Source organism: Ciceribacter ferrooxidans (assembly GCF_004137355.1).
GTDB classification, from domain to species: domain Bacteria; phylum Pseudomonadota; class Alphaproteobacteria; order Rhizobiales; family Rhizobiaceae; genus Allorhizobium; species Allorhizobium ferrooxidans.
In genome coordinates this window covers 196172-211577 of record NZ_SDVB01000191.1, presented here as the reverse complement: position 1 = coordinate 211577, position 15406 = coordinate 196172, and the positions used below count along the sequence as shown (strand labels likewise).

Below are 15406 nucleotides of genomic sequence, written 5' to 3'. Positions count from 1 at the left end.
ATCAGGCGCCGTCCAGCCCGGTACGGGTCAAGGGGAGGAACACATGACAGACCGGCAGCCCGGCTCGGGGCTTGTGTCTATTCCGGCACTGATGGCGAGGAACGCGAAAATGCTCTCGCGGCGCCCGGCCTATCGGGAAAAGGAATTTGGCATCTGGCAGGCCTGGACCTGGGCCGAAGCGTACGCGGAGACGCGGGCACTGGCCATGGGCTTCCTGGCGCTCGGGCTGAAACGCGGCGACTTCATCGCAGTCGTCGGACGCAACCGCCCTTCCCTCTACTGGTCGATCGTCGCCGCGCAGATGTGCGGTGCCGTCCCGGTGCCGCTTTACCAGGACGCCGTCGCCGACGAGGCGGAATATGTGCTGGAACACTGCGGCGCGCGGCTTGTCGTATGCGGTGATCAGGAGCAGGTCGACAAGGTGATCGAGGTTCAGGAGCGCATCAAGTCCATCGATCAAGTCGTGTATGTCGACAAGCGCGGAATGCGTAAATACGACCATTCACGGATGAACGCTCTTGCCGATGTGCTGTCGGAAGGCAGGGCGGCGCACCACCGGTTCGAGGCTGAGCTTGACCAGCGTATCGCGGCGCTCACCTATGACGATCCCTGTGTCATGCTCTATACGTCGGGCACGACGGGCAAGCCCAAGGGCGTTGTTCTTTCCAATCGAAATATCATCGAGACATCGCGCAATTCCTGCGAATTCGATCACCTCGGCCCCTCTGAGGAAATTCTGGCCTACCTGCCGATGGCCTGGGTGGGCGATTTCATCTTCTCGATGGGGCAGGCGATGTGGGCGGGCTTTTGCGTCAATTGTCCCGAAAGCCCGGCCACCATGATGAACGATCTGCGGGAAATCGGACCGACCTATTTCTTCGCGCCGCCCCGCGTCTTCGAAAGCCAGCTGACCAACGTGATGATCCGCATGGAAGATGCGGCACCTTTGAAGCGATGGCTGTTCCGCATCTTCATGGACCATGCCCGCAAAGTGGGTTCCGCGATCCTTGACGGCCGGCCCGTCCCGACATTGGACCGATTGAAATACCTGTTGGGCGATCTCGTGATCTACGGTCCGCTGAAGAACACGCTGGGCTTCAGCCGCATTCGTGTGGGTTATACGGCCGGCGAGGCCATCGGGCCTGAAATCTTCGACTTCTACCGCTCGCTCGGCATCAACCTGAAGCAGCTCTACGGCCAGACGGAAGCAAGCGTTTTCATCACACAACAGCCGGACGGCCAGGTGCGTTCCGATACCGTCGGCGTGCCTTCACCCGGCGTCGAGGTGAAGATCGCCGAGACCGGAGAGGTCTTCTATCGGAGCCCCGGCACCTTCCTTGAGTATTACCGGAATCCGGAAAGCACGGCCTCCGTCAAGGACCCTGATGGCTGGGTTGCAACCGGCGACGCGGGTTTCTTCGAGCAGGAAACCGGGCACTTGCGCATCATCGACCGGGCCAAGGACGTCGGCAAGATGGCCGACGGCCAGCTGTTTGCCCCGAAATACGTCGAGAACAAGCTGAAGTTCTACCCGAGCATCCTGGAAGCCGTCGTCTTCGGCGCCGGTCTGGAACGGTGTTGCGCCTTCATCAACATCGACCTGACGGCTGTCGGTAACTGGGCCGAGCGCAACAATATCGCCTATTCCAGCTATCAGGAACTCGCGGGCCACCCGCTGGTTTACGACATGATCCGCGGCCACGTCGAGGAGGTGAACCGATCACTCGCCGCCGACAGCACGCTCGCCGGCTGCCAGATCCATCGCTTCCTGATCCTGCACAAGGAGCTGGATGCCGATGACGGCGAACTGACCCGGACGCGAAAGGTCCGCCGCAACATCATCGCCGAGAAATACCGCGACCTCATCACCGCACTCTACGACGGGTCGACGAGCATCAGCACGCAGACGGAGGTCACCTACGAGGATGGTCGCAAGGGACTCCTCAGAGCGACGCTGCAGATCGCGGATGCGGCGACCGTTCCCATGCCCGAACGGAGGGCCGCCGCATGAATGCGCAGGCCCCCCTCACCACCTTTACCACCACTGCCGATGGCCGGAGGATCGGCGACGTTCTGATGGAGATGAAGAACATCACTCTTCGCTTCGGCGGAGTGAGGGCCGTCACCGACATCAGTTTCGATATCCGCGAGGGGGAAATTCGCTCGATCATCGGTCCAAATGGCGCGGGCAAGTCCTCGATGCTGAATGTCATTTCGGGTTTCTACGTGCCACAGGAGGGCGAAGTCTGGTTTCGTGGTGCGCGTCGGCCGACGATGAAACCCTACAAGGTCGCCCGCCAGGGCATTGCCCGAACATTTCAGAACATCGCGCTTTTCGACGGCATGAGCGTTCTCGACAACATCATGACCGGCCGGTTGACGTTGATGAAGTCCAGCATACTGCAGCAGGCGCTCTGGTGGGGGGCGGCGGAGAGAGAGGAAACCGCTCATCGGGAGAAGGTCGAAAAGATCATCGACTTTCTGGAAATCCAGGCGATCCGCAAGACGTCCGTCGGGCGGCTTCCCTATGGCCTGAAGAAGCGGGTGGAACTGGCCCGCGCATTGGCTGCCGAACCGAAACTTCTGCTGCTCGACGAGCCAATGGCCGGGATGAACGTCGAGGAGAAGGAGGACATGTGCCGATTCATCCTCGACGTGAACGATGAGTTCGGAACGACGATCGTGCTCATCGAACACGACATGGGGGTCGTCATGGACCTCTCCGACCGCGTCGTCGTGATGGATTACGGCAAGAAGATCGGTGACGGCACACCGGACGAGGTGCGCAACAGCCAGGCGGTGATCGACGCCTATCTGGGGGTCCCTCATGAGTAGAAATCGCGAGAAGGCAAGGAGAGTTTCCTGATGCCGGATACCGTCTATTACGCGCTCGAGGTCATGCTGAACGGTTTGATGTCCGGCGTCATGTATGCGCTTGTGGCGCTAGGCTTCGTGCTGATCTTCAAGGCGAGTGGCATCTTCAACTATGCGCAGGGCGTTCTTGCCCTTTTCGCCGCGTTGACGCTCGTCGGCATCATGGACGGCCAAATCCCCTTCGCGCACCTCATCAATGCACTCTTTGGCACGAACCTCCATCATTTTGGCTTCAAGGTGCCTGCGCTGATCGCCATCCTGATCACCGCAGGCGTCATGACCCTGCTCGCCGTCCTGGTAGAGCGCTATGTACTCAAGCACCTCGTCAACCAGGAACCGATCATCCTGTTCATGGCAACGATCGGTCTTGCCTATTTTCTTGAAGGCCTTGGCGACGCGATGTGGGGTTCCGACATCAAGACGCTCGACATCGGCCTGCCGAAGGGCATCGACGGGACGATCGAAAGCGTCACGAACGACTGGTTCGGCTACGGCTTCTTCATCGACCGGCTGGATATCGTGGCGACTGTCATCGCGGCCCTGCTCGTACTCGCGCTCACCGTTTTCTCGCAATACTCCAAGCAGGGCCGGGCGCTGCGCGCGGTTGCGGATGACCACCAAGCGGCGCTGTCCGTCGGCATTTCGCTGCGCTTCATCTGGGCCCTCGTCTGGTCCATCGCCGGCATCGTGGCCCTTGTTGCAGGTATCATGTGGGGCTCGAAATCGGGGGTCCAGTTCAGCCTGTCCCTGATCGCGCTGAAGGCCTTGCCGGTCCTGATGCTCGGCGGCTTCACCTCCATTCCCGGCGCCATCGTCGGCGGACTCATCATCGGCATGGGCGAAAAACTCTTCGAGTTTTTCGTCGGCCCACTGGTCGGCGGCGCGACAGAAAACTGGTTCGCCTATGTGCTCGCGCTGGTCTTCCTCGTCTTCAGGCCGCAGGGCCTGTTCGGCGAACGCATCATCGAAAGGGTCTGAGACATGCTCTACCGCGAGGCCGGTGACTTCAAGACAAGCTATGTGGCCGACAGCCAGACCTTTCCGATCAAGTTCGACCGGATCCGCTATTACATCGTGGTGGCGATCGCCTTCGGGGTCATCCCCTTCGTGATCGACGACTACTGGGCAAATGCGGTATTCGTCCCCTTCCTGATCTACGCCATCGCGGCGATCGGCCTCAACATCCTGACCGGCTATTGCGGCCAGGTGAGCCTCGGTACCGGCGGGTTCATGGCGGTCGGCGCCTATGCCTGCTACAAGCTGATGACAGCTATGCCCGATGTGTCGATCATCGTGCATGTCCTGCTGGCAGGTTTCATCACGGCCTTCGTCGGTGTCTTGTTCGGATTGCCCAGCCTCAGGATCAAGGGCTTCTATCTCGCCGTCGCGACCCTTGCCGCGCAATTCTTCCTGGTCTGGCTCTTCAACAAGGTGCCGTGGTTTTTCAACTATTCGGCCTCTGGCCAGATCACGGCACCGGAGCGCAGTCTCTTCGGCATTGCAGTGACGGGCGCCAGCACGCCGGCCTGGGCCAAGTACCTCTTCTGCCTCGTCATGCTCTTCACCCTCGCCTGGCTTGCCCGCAATCTGACGCGCGGTTCCGTCGGCCGTCGCTGGATGGCGATCCGCGATATGGATATCGCCGCCGAGATCATTGGCGTGAATCCGCTGACGGCCAAGCTTTCGGCCTTCGCCGTCTCATCCTTCTACATCGGCATCGCGGGCGCTCTCTTCTTTACGGTCTACCTCGGCGCCGTAGAGGTAGGAGAGGCCTTCGGCATCCAGAAGAGCTTCCTGGTGCTGTTCATGATCATCATCGGCGGCCTTGGATCGATCTTCGGAAGCTTCGCTGGAGCGGCCTTCCTCGTGCTGCTGCCGGTACTCCTGAAGAACGTGCTCGTCGGTCAATTGGGCTGGCCAACGGACCTCGCGGCTCATCTCGAGCTGATCATCGTTGGCGGATTGATCATCATTTTTCTCATCGTGGAACCGCACGGGCTGAATCAGCTGTGGCGGGTCGCGAAAGAGAAACTGCGCCTATGGCCCTTCCCTCATTAGGGGGCCGGTCCCGAATGCCGCGGCGGGGAACTGCGGACTTGTTGTGAATTCATCTTTGTCTGGGAGGAAATGAGATGAAGAAGATGCTTGCAGCCGTTGCGGCGGCCACCATGCTGATGAGCAGTATGCCTGCCTCTGCCGATCTGATCGTGCCGAACCTGTCCTATCGGACAGGCCCCTATGCACCGGGTGGCATACCCTATGCCGACGGCTTCAATGACTATTTCACCTTGCTCAACGAGCGCGACGGCGGCATCGGTGGTGAGAAGATCCAGGTTCCCGAATGCGAGACCGCGTACAATACCGAGAAGGGGGTGGAGTGCTACGAGGCCACGAAGGGTCAAGGAGCGCTGGTCTACAACCCGCTCTCGACCGGCATCACCTATCAGCTGATCCCCAAGGTCTCGGCCGATGGCATCCCGCTCTACACGCCCGGTTATGGCCGCACCTCGGCGGCGAATGGCAAGGTCTTCGAATGGGTCTTCAACTACCCGGCGAATTACTGGGATGGCGCGAGCGTCGCCATCCGCTACCTGCTCGACCAGAACGGTGGCGACCTGAAGGGCAAGAAGATCGCGCTGGTCTACCATAACTCGGCCTATGGCAAGGAGCCGATCCGCACGCTCACGGAGCTATCCAAGAAACACGGCTACGATCTGTTGCAGATTCCCGTCGATCATCCGGGCCAGGAGCAGAAGAGCCAGTGGCTGCAGATCCGCCGCGAGAAACCTGATTACGTGCTGATGTGGGGGTGGGGCGTGATGAACGCGGTGGCGATCCAGGAGGCCGCCAACATCAACTATCCGATGGAGAATTTCATCGGCGTCTGGTGGTCCGGTTCGGAAAACGACGTTCTGCCTGCGGGCATGGGCGCCAACGGCTACAAGTCGCTCGCCATGCACGGCACGGGCATGGATTACCCGCTCTACGGCGACCTCAAGAAATACGTGATCGATGCCGGCAAGGCGAGCGGCGCCGGTGACCAGTTCGGCTCCGTTCTCTACTCGCGCGGAATGTATGCCGCATTGGTGATTTCCGAAGCCATCCGCAAGGCACAGCAGATCACCGGCAAGTCAAACATCACCGCCGCCGACCTGCGTGACGGCTTCGAGCAGCTGGAGATCACCGAGGCGCGCATGACGGAGCTTGGCCTTCCGAAGTTCGGCCAGCCATTCAAGGCCTCCTGCTCCGACCACGGCGGACCCGGTGCCACGCTGCTCCAGCAATGGGATGCGTCGGCGAAGAAGTGGAACCTCATCACCGACTTCATAGCCCCGGATGATGAGGTTCTAACACCGCTGATCATGGAGGATTCCGCCGCTTACGCTGCGGAAAACAAGATCGCCGAACGCTGCAAATGAACCGGAGGATGCCCCGGCTGAACGCCCGGGGCGTCCCTTCACTCTCGCCGGGACGACACTCATGCTGAATGCAACCAACGTGGATGGGACCTTGCTGGAGGTCAACAACATCGAGGTGATCTACAACCACGTGATCCTCGTCTTGAAGGGCGTGAGCCTCTCCGTCCCGAAGGGCGGAGTGACGGCGCTGCTCGGTGGCAACGGCGCCGGCAAGACCACCACCTTGAAAGCCATCTCCAATCTCCTGAAGTCGGAGCGTGGTGAAGTCACCAAGGGGAGCATCGTCTATCGCGGCGATCGCGTTCAGGATCTTTCACCGGCAGATCTCGTACGCCGCGGCGTCGTTCAGGTGATGGAAGGGCGTCATTGTTTCGAGCATCTGACGGTGGAGGAGAACCTCCTGACTGGCGCGTATATCCGCCGGGACAGCAAGGCCGATATCCGGCGCGATCTCGATATGGTCTATACCTATTTTCCGCGCCTGAAAGAGCGGCGCAAATCGCAGGCCGGCTATACTTCGGGCGGCGAACAGCAGATGACGGCGATTGGCCGCGCACTCATGAGCCGGCCGGAAACCATTCTCCTCGACGAGCCCAGCATGGGGCTCGCGCCACAGCTGGTCGAGCAGATCTTCGAGATCGTGAAGGACGTGAACGAGGGCGAAGGTGTCACTTTCCTGCTGGCCGAACAGAACACCAATGTGGCGCTGCGCTATGCCCACTACGGCTACATTCTGGAAAGCGGCCGCGTGGTGATGGACGGCCCCGCCAAGGACCTGCGCGAAAACCCGGACGTCAAGGAATTCTATCTCGGCATGTCGGACAAAGGACGCAACAGCTTCCGTGATGTCCGAAGCTACCGCCGCCGCAAACGGTGGTTGGCATGAGGGCAGCGGAAGCAAGGAAAGACATCATGAGCCATTTCGACTCTTTGGAAACGCGCTCCCGCGACGAACGCGACGCCGGCCAACTGGCGGCACTCAACGCCTTGCTGCCTCGGTGGGGACGGAACCCCCTGGCCGATCTTTCGGAACTTGCGGCACTGCCGGTCTTGCGTAAGGCGGAACTTTCCGAGCACCAGAAGGCGCGGCCCCCTTTCGGCGGCCTGCCCGTCGGCAATGTTGTGCACTATTTCCAGTCGCCGGGACCGATCTACGAGCCGGGCGGCATCAGCCATGACTGGTGGCGCATGGGCCGCTTTCTGCATGCGCTCGGAGTCGGCCGGGGCGACATAGTGCACAACTGCTTCGGCTACCACCTGACACCGGCCGGCATGATTTTTGAGAATGGCGCGCGTGCGGTCGGGGCCGCCATCCTGCCCGCCGGCACGGGCCAGACCGAACTGCAGGTGCGTGCCGCCGCCGATATCGGTTCGACGGTCTATGCTGGAACGCCGGATTATCTCAAGGTGATTCTGGAGAAAGCCGATGAACTGGGCGAGCGCCTCAAGATCAGCCGTGCGGCCGTCTCTGGTGGCGCGCTGTTCCCGAGCTTGAGGCAGTATTACACCGATCGCGGCATTGCCTGCCTGCAGGTCTACGCAACCGCGGATCTCGGAAACATCGCTTATGAATCGTCCGCCATGGAAGGTCTGATCATGGATGAGGGCGTGATCGTCGAGATTGTGCGCCCCGGCTCTGATCGGCCCGTTCCGGACGGCGAGGTCGGCGAAGTAATCGTGACCTCGCTCAATCCGGATTATCCGCTCGTCCGCTTCGCGACGGGTGACCTCTCCGCCATTCTGCCCGGCACCAGCCCCTGCGGGCGCACCAATCGCCGCATCAAGGGCTGGATGGGCCGCGCCGACCAAACGACGAAAATCAAGGGCATGTTCGTGCGACCGGAACAGGTGGCACAACTGGTTGGTCGGCATGATGAGATCGTCCGGGCACGCGTCATTGCTAGCCGCGTGGGGGAAATGGATACGATGACGGTTCAGATCGAAACCCGCGCGACCAATCCCGCACTTTACGAACAGAGCATCATGGCGACGCTGAAAATGCGGGGAACCGTGGAACTGTTGCCGCCCGGCGCGCTCCCGAATGACGGTAAGGTCATCGAAGACCGCCGAAGTTATGATTGAGACTGCAGAATACAAATGAACCTGTCAGGCGACACAACCGCGTAGCAACGTGCCTTCTTTCGGTCAGGCCGACAAGGTTCGACGCTGTCGAGCAGGACGGATGATCGGCAAAGTCTCGTTTGCCCGTTTGCCGCCGGCAAACGATGCAGGCGGATTCCGTTTGACGGCCGGGGAGCATCGTGGTGCAACAATCTCAGGTACAGCCCCCGCTCCGGTTACCAGACCGGCGAGGTCTATACCGGAGCCCCGGCCTCCATTGCCCAGGCGCCGAGCTCGCTCATGCGCGGAGCTGCAGCGTACCGTAGGCGACGTTGTGATTGGCGCCGAACCACCCGACCTCCTGCCCCGTTGTCGCAACGCCGGGTATTGCCTCGACCGTCACGCCCCTTTTCCGCAGCCAGCCCGCCTGCGCTGCCTCACAAGTCGGGTCCACCAGATCGGACGAGCAGAGCCGCACGACCCGTTTTCCGGCGACAGCCAGGGTGAGGGCCTCGTCGGGTAGCACCGGCGTGCCGCCTCGGCCCATGGCGAGGGGAACACGTCCGGCCTCGCGCCGCGCGAGCTCCAGGACGCCGCCGGCGACATCGTCGTCGAAGAAGATGACGTCGGCGGATTGCAGGGCACGCACCGCCTTCAGCGTGAGAAGCTCGGGATCAGACGGATGCGCGCCGACAAAGGCAAGATGACCGCCGGACGGCTCTGCGGCGAGGGTGTCCGCCTCGTTGAGAAGCGCAGCCGCCATTCCTTCCTCCGGAGGCTTGCCGCCGGCAAGAGCACGGTCGACGAAACCTTCCCAGAAGACGCGGCGCAATGGTCCGGACAGAAGGCGCTCGTTGAGCCGCTCTCGGATCTTTTGTGCGATGACGGTCCAGGCGCCGAGCGTTAGCGGCAACAGCGTCTCGATACGGCGGCGGATGGCCTGCGCGAGGATCGGCGCGGCGCCGTCCGTCGAGATCGAGACGATCACCGGCGAGCGGTTGACGATCGAGCCGAAGCGGAACCGGCAAAAGGCCGGCCGATCGATGACATTTGCGGGAACACCCATCGCGTCCGCGGCATGGCAGAAGGCTTCGGCCTCGGTCTCGTCCGCGCAGTCCGCGATTGCAAGCGCCATGCCGGCGAAGCTGTCCGGCGTCCAGGCACGCGGATGATGGATGATCCGGGATGCCGGTCGATGCTCAAGAGAACCGGGCAACTCCCGCATCGCCTCACTCATTTGCTCCTCATCGGCGAAAACGTGTACCTCCGCTCCGGCGGCCGCCAGGAGCTCGGCCTTCCACGCCGCGCCCGCGGAACCGCCGGCGACGATGACCCTCCTGCCGCGGAGCTCCCAGAACACCGGAAGCGCCGCAAGCGGCGCAATCCGGCCACGACAACCTTCCTCACTCTGCTGCAAGCGTCTGCGTGGCATCGATGATCCTTCCGATTTCAGAGCGGCAGGAGCCGCAATTCGTCCCGGCAGAGAGTACCGCGCCGATCGCCTCGACGCTGCGGCAGCCCTTGCGAGCAGCGGCGGCGATCTGGTTGACGCCGACCGCAAAGCAGGAGCAGACGATGGCGCCGGTGTCCGGCCGGTCGGCACCGGGCCGGCCGGCGACAATCGCTGGGCGCTTGGCGGCGTCGGTGTGTGCGCAGGAGAGCTGCGAGACCGCCCAGCTGCGAGACACGGCAACAGGCTCGGCGGAGATAAAGAGCGCGGCCAGAAGTCGCCCCTCCGCAAAGAAGGCGATCCGGCAGTCCCCACTCCTGAGATCGACATAGCGCGCAATCTCGGCCTCGGCCGGTATGCCGAAGACCCGCCGCGCCCAGCTTTCCCAATCGGCGACGGCCTCGTCGAAGCCGAGCTCGACCCGCCAACCGCCGTCGGCGCGGGCCGACGCCCAATAGACGGTGCCCAGCCCTTCCGGCCGACGCGCACTGACCGCGAAACCGTAGGCTCGAGCCGCATAGCGCCTTGCGGCGACCGCGATATGCTTCGACGCCGGTTGCCCCGAAACCGGATCGGTGACCGGGGCGACCAGAGCATCGATACGGCCGAGGGATGCGGTCTCGCCCGTCCAGTGCATCGGCACGAAGACGGAGCCACGAGTCTGGCGATCCGAAAGCAAGGCCCGGAGAACAACCCGCGCGCCGTTCTCGCCAGAAAGCTCGACGAGGTCGGCGTCGGAGATCCCGTGCTCGGCGGCGTCCAGCGGATGCATCTCGGCGAATGGCTCGGCGGTATGGGCGGACAATCGTGCGCTCCTGCCCGTCCGTGTCATCGTGTGCCAATGGTCGCGGACGCGGCCGGTATTGAGGACCAGGGGAAAATCGGCGCTGACACGCGATGGTGCAGTCGACCGCACGGCTACGAAGCGGGCGCGTGCATCAAGATGGAAATACCGACCGTCCGCGAAGAAGCGGCGCTCCGCGGAAGCTTCGCCGGAGCGCTGCGGCCATTGGAAGGGCGCAAGCGCTTCGTAGGCCTCGGCCTCGATTTTGGCATGGGCGCCGATGTCGAATGCGCGATCACCGTCGTTCTCGAAGGCAGAGAGAGCCGCGTGCTCAGCAAATATCTCGTCCGGGGAGGTCCAGGCGAAGGCATCTGCAAATCCCATGCGCCGCCCAATCTCGGCAAGCTGCCACCAGTCGGGCCGGGCCTCACCGGGCGCCGGGCGGAACGGCCTCTGCCGGGAGATCCGGCGTTCCGAATTGGTGACCGTCCCGGCCTTCTCGCTCCAGCCCGCCGCCGGCAGGAGCACGTGCGCAAGGCGGGTCGTGTCGGTCCGCTTCTCGATGTCGGAAACGACGACGAAGGGGCAGGCTTCGATCGCCGCGCGGACACGATCGGCATCCGGCATCGAGACGACCGGATTTGTGGACATGATCCAGAGCGCCTTGATGCGTCCATCCGCAACGGCCTCGAACATGTCGACCGCCTTGAGGCCGGGCCTGTCGGCGATCACCGGCGAGCCCCAGAAGCGCTGGACACGCTCGCGATCGGACGGGTTCTCGATCGCCATGTGGGCCGCAAGCATGTTTGCAAGGCCGCCGACCTCGCGACCGCCCATGGCGTTCGGTTGACCGGTGAGAGAAAAGGGTCCCATTCCGGGACGACCGATCCGGCCCGTCGCAAGGTGGCAATTGATGATGGTGTTGACCTTGTCGGTGCCGATCGACGACTGGTTGACCCCCTGGCTGTAGCAGGTCACCACTCTTTCCGTTCTTTCGAACAGCGAGAAGAAGCGACGGATCGCGACGGTCGGGAGCCCTGTCTGCTGCGCCACGTCGGCAATCGACAATCCGCTGACAGCGGCGCGGACCTCGCCGAAGCCGTTGGTGTGGGCCGCGATATAGGCGTGGTCGAGCGTGCCCGTCTCGGCGAGATGCGCGAGAAGGCCGTTGAAAAGCACCACGTCGCCATCAGCCCGCACCGGCAGGTGCAGGTCTGCGATCTCGGACGTCGCAGTGCGACGGGGATCGATCACGACCAGCTTCATTTCGGGACGGGCGGCCTTGGCAGCGGCAAGCCGCTGATAGAGCACGGGATGGCACCAGGCCGTGTTGGACCCGACCAACACGACGAGGTCGGCATGTTCGAGGTCGTCGTAGCTGCAGGGCACGACGTCGGCGCCGAAGGCACGCCGGTGGCCGGCGACGGACGAGGCCATGCATAGGCGCGAGTTCGTATCGATGTTCGCCGAGCCAATGAAGCCCTTCATCAGCTTGTTGGCGACGTAATAGTCCTCGGTCAGTAACTGCCCGGAAACGTAGAAGGCGACGGAATCCGGACCATGCTCAGCAACCGTCCGACGGAAGGTCTCAGCGACGAGATCGAGGGCACCGTCCCAATCGGTCCGCGCGCCGCGGACTTCAGGGTAAAGAAGCCGGCCGTCGGACCCGAGAGTCTCGGCGAGCGCCGAACCCTTGGAGCACAGCCGCCCGAAATTCGCCGGATGATCCGGATCGCCCTTGATGCTGACCTGGCCGTCGTCACCGACCGTCGCGATGACGCCGCAGCCGACGCCGCAATAGGGACAAGTGGTACGGGTTTCAGTGGTCATGGTTTCCTCACGGAAATGCCCGCGCGGCGGCCGCGCCGAAGGCCATCTTCACTCTGCCGCCGCCAGCATGCTCTCGAGGAAAATCGACAGCCGGCCGTCGTCATTGCGAAGCGGGATCGTACGCACGGCCCCCTCGTCAGCCCCGAGAGCCTGACCGTTCTCCAGCGAGATTACCCAATTGTGCAGCGGGCAGGTCACCGCCTTGCGGTGGACAATGCCCTCCGAAAGCGGTCCGCCCTTGTGGGGGCAATGATCGTCGATTGCGAAAACCTCGTTTTCAGCAGTCCGGAAAACGGCGATCTTGCCCTCCGGTGTCTTCACGCAGCGGGCGCCGCGGACGGGAATGTCGTCAATGTGGCCAATAGCGATCCAGGTCATGGGTTTGGTTCCTTCTTTTTGAAAGCCTTGCGGGATGGCTACCCTCCCCTCGAGGGGGAGGGTCGGACCGCAGGTCCGGGGTGGGGTGATGGCGGCGAGCGCCAAGGTCATCCCCACCCGCGCGTTCCGCGCCACCTCCCCCCTCGAGGGGGAGGTGGTCACTCCGCAGCCTCGCTGAAGCCGACGAACGCCATCGGCCGGAATTCGTGCTTGTCCTTGCCGGAAACGCGCTCGGACCAGGGGTCGACCTGCGCGAATTTCTGGGAGAAGACGAAGCGGTCGAAGTAGGCGCGGCGCTTGTCGACATCGTCGAGAACCTGCCGACGCACTTCGTCAAGACCCACGCGCTTCGCCCACTTGTAGATGCGCTCGAGATACCGGGCCTGCTCGCGATACATCTGCGTGAGCGCGGCGATCACCTCGAGCGCTTCATCCTCGGTCTTCACGAGACCCAGAACCTCGGTGCCCTTGATGTCGAGTCCGGCCGCGCCGGCGAAATGGATTTCGAAGCCGGAGTCGACGCAGATCACGCCGACATCCTTGCAGGTCGCTTCCGCGCAGTTGCGCGGGCAGCCGGAGACCGCCATCTTGACCTTCGCGGGCGTCCAGGAACCCCACATGAATTTCTCGATGCGGATGCCGAGACCCGTCGAATCCTGGGTGCCGAACCGGCACCAGTCCGAGCCGACACAGGTCTTCACCGTGCGCAGGCCCTTGGCGTAAGCCTGGCCCGAGACGAAACCCGCCTTGCCGAGTTCGGCCCATACGGCAGGAAGATCCTCCTTCTTCACGCCCAGCATGTCGATGCGCTGGCCGCCGGTCACCTTGACCATCGGAATCTCGAACCTGTCGACCACGTCGGCGATCGCCCGCAACTCCCCGGACGACGTCACGCCGCCCCACATGCGCGGGACGACCGAATAGGTGCCATCCTTCTGGATGTTGGCGTGCACGCGCTCGTTGACGAAGCGTGACTGATAGTCGTCGGCATATTCGTCCGGCCAGTCACAGACGAGATAGTAGTTGAGCGCCGGGCGGCACTTGGCGCAGCCGCACGAGGTCTTCCACTCGAGTTCCTGCATCACCGCCGGAATGGTCTTCAGCTTCTTCGCCTTGATCAGCCGGCGGACATCGTCGTGGCCGAGATCCGTACAGCCGCACATCGGCGTCACGGCGGCGGGGTTGTAGGCATCGCCCAACGTCAGCGCCATGAGTTGTTCGACCAGGCCGGTGCAGTTGCCGCAGGAGGCCGAGGCCTTGGTGTGGGCGCGCACGCCGTCGAGTGTGGTCAGGCCCTTGCCGGTGATCGTGGAGACGATCTTGCCCTTGCAAACGCCGTTGCAGCCGCAGATCTCCGCATCATCCGGCAAGGCTGCAACGGCCGCCATAGGGTCCAGCGGGGCACCCCCCTGGTATGCCTGGCCAAAGATCAGGGTCTCGCGCATTTCGGAAATGTCGGTGCCCTTCTTCTTGAGGTCGTTGAACCAGGGCCCGTCGCCGGTGTCGCCGTAGAGAACCGTGCCGATGATACGATCGTCCTTGATGACCAACCGCTTGTAGACGCCCGCCGAGGCGTCCCGCAGGACAATCTCCTCCCGGTCGTCGCCGTCGGCGAAGTCCCCGAGTGAATAGAGGTCGATGCCTGTCACCTTCAGTTTCGTCGGCGTGTCCGAATGGACGAAGGCGGGCGTGCTGTCACCGGCAAGGTGGGCGGCCGCTACGCGTGCCATCTCATAGAGTGGCGCCACCAGGCCGTAGACCATGCCGCCGACCTCGGCGCATTCCCCGAGCGCAAGGATGTTGCCGTCCGAGGTCCTCATCCCGCCGTCGACGACGATGCCGCGATTGATTGCAAGTCCGGCATCCTTGGCAAGCCCGACACTCGGACGAATCCCGACCGCCATCACGACGAGGGTCGCGGGAATGATACGGCCGTCTTCGAGCTCGACGCCTTCCACACGGCCTTCTCCCAGGATCGCCTTGGTGTTCGCCTTGCAGATCACCTTGATGCCACGCTCTTCCACCGCCCTCTGCAGAAGATAACCGGCCGCCGGGTCGAGCTGGCGCTCCATCAGCGTCGGCATGACGTGCAGCACGGTCACGTCCATGCCGCGCTCGGCAAGACCTGCGGCCGCCTCGAGACCGAGCAGCCCGCCGCCGATGACGATGGCTTTCTCACGCGATTGTGCCGCCAGCAACATCGCGTTCACATCGTCGAGGTCACGATAGGTGAGAACACCCGGCAGATCCTTGCCCGGCAAGGGAAGGATGAAGGGCACCGAGCCGGTGGCGATCACCAGCTTGTCGTAGCTCTCGGTCACGCCGTGGTCGGAGGTCACCGTCTTCGCCGCGCGGTCGATCGCGATGATCTTGTGGCCCTTGTAGAGGGTAATGCCGTGATCGATGTACCAGCCGTCGCCGTGGATGACGATCTGCTCGTAGGTCTTTTCACCCGAAAGGACCGGAGAGAGCATGATGCGGTCATAATTGACGCGCGGCTCGGCGTTGAAGATCGTGACCTGATAACGGCCCGGCGCCTGCTCGAACAGGTGCTCCAGCATGCGGCCCGGAGCCATGCCGTTGCCGATAATGACGAGTTTTTCTGCCATG

At 62.9% G+C, this 15406-nt stretch carries 11 protein-coding genes; 7 read left to right on the top strand and 4 right to left on the bottom strand.

The features are described from left to right. Positions 1–43: 43 nt before the first annotated feature. The 7 genes from EUU22_RS09015 (at position 44) to EUU22_RS08985 (ending at position 8375) form a co-directional block, all read left to right on the top strand. The gene (locus EUU22_RS09015) at positions 44–2011 is read left to right on the top strand and encodes a long-chain fatty acid--CoA ligase (protein WP_129331690.1); all 1968 of its coding nucleotides are present in this window, start codon (positions 44–46) and stop codon (positions 2009–2011) included. After that, the gene (locus tag EUU22_RS09010) at positions 2008–2835 is read left to right on the top strand and encodes an ABC transporter ATP-binding protein (RefSeq protein WP_129331688.1); all 828 of its coding nucleotides are present in this window, start codon (positions 2008–2010) and stop codon (positions 2833–2835) included. Before EUU22_RS09015 ends, EUU22_RS09010 begins: the two co-directional genes overlap by 4 nt. Positions 2836–2865: 30 nt before the next feature. After that, on the top strand, positions 2866–3852 hold the full coding sequence (locus EUU22_RS09005; RefSeq protein WP_129331686.1) for a branched-chain amino acid ABC transporter permease: 987 nt from the start codon (positions 2866–2868) through the stop codon (positions 3850–3852). A gap of 3 nt (positions 3853–3855) precedes the next feature. Beyond that, complete coding sequence (locus tag EUU22_RS09000) at positions 3856–4932, top strand: branched-chain amino acid ABC transporter permease (RefSeq protein WP_112687717.1); 1077 nt, start codon at positions 3856–3858, stop codon at positions 4930–4932. A gap of 74 nt (positions 4933–5006) precedes the next feature. Beyond that, entirely contained in the window at positions 5007–6293 is a 1287-nt protein-coding gene (locus EUU22_RS08995; RefSeq protein ID WP_129331684.1) for an ABC transporter substrate-binding protein, read from the top strand. A 61-nt stretch (positions 6294–6354) separates the two neighbouring features. Beyond that, the gene (locus tag EUU22_RS08990; RefSeq protein ID WP_129331682.1) at positions 6355–7179 is read left to right on the top strand and encodes an ABC transporter ATP-binding protein; all 825 of its coding nucleotides are present in this window, start codon (positions 6355–6357) and stop codon (positions 7177–7179) included. A 26-nt stretch (positions 7180–7205) separates the two neighbouring features. Further along, a complete protein-coding gene (locus tag EUU22_RS08985) occupies positions 7206–8375 on the top strand; it encodes a phenylacetate--CoA ligase family protein (RefSeq protein ID WP_129331680.1) in 1170 nt (389 codons plus the stop codon). A gap of 277 nt (positions 8376–8652) precedes the next feature. On the opposite strand, the gene EUU22_RS08980 is transcribed toward EUU22_RS08985, so the two are convergent. The 4 genes from EUU22_RS08980 to nirB form a co-directional block, all read right to left on the bottom strand. Continuing rightward, positions 8653–9786, bottom strand: coding sequence for an NAD(P)-dependent oxidoreductase (locus tag EUU22_RS08980; RefSeq protein ID WP_129331678.1), 1134 nt, complete (start codon positions 9784–9786; stop codon positions 8653–8655). Beyond that, positions 9758–12418 (bottom strand): nitrate reductase, encoded by a 2661-nt coding sequence (locus tag EUU22_RS08975; protein ID WP_129331677.1) that lies wholly within the window; start codon positions 12416–12418, stop codon positions 9758–9760. Before EUU22_RS08975 ends, EUU22_RS08980 begins: the two co-directional genes overlap by 29 nt. 48 nt (positions 12419–12466) lie before the next feature. After that, positions 12467–12796, bottom strand: a complete 330-nt coding sequence (gene nirD / locus EUU22_RS08970; protein WP_129331675.1) for a nitrite reductase small subunit NirD — start codon at positions 12794–12796, stop codon at positions 12467–12469. A 158-nt stretch (positions 12797–12954) separates the two neighbouring features. Further along, complete coding sequence (nirB, locus tag EUU22_RS08965) at positions 12955–15405, bottom strand: nitrite reductase large subunit NirB (RefSeq protein WP_129331674.1); 2451 nt, start codon at positions 15403–15405, stop codon at positions 12955–12957. Between the last annotated feature and the right edge of the window lies 1 nt (position 15406).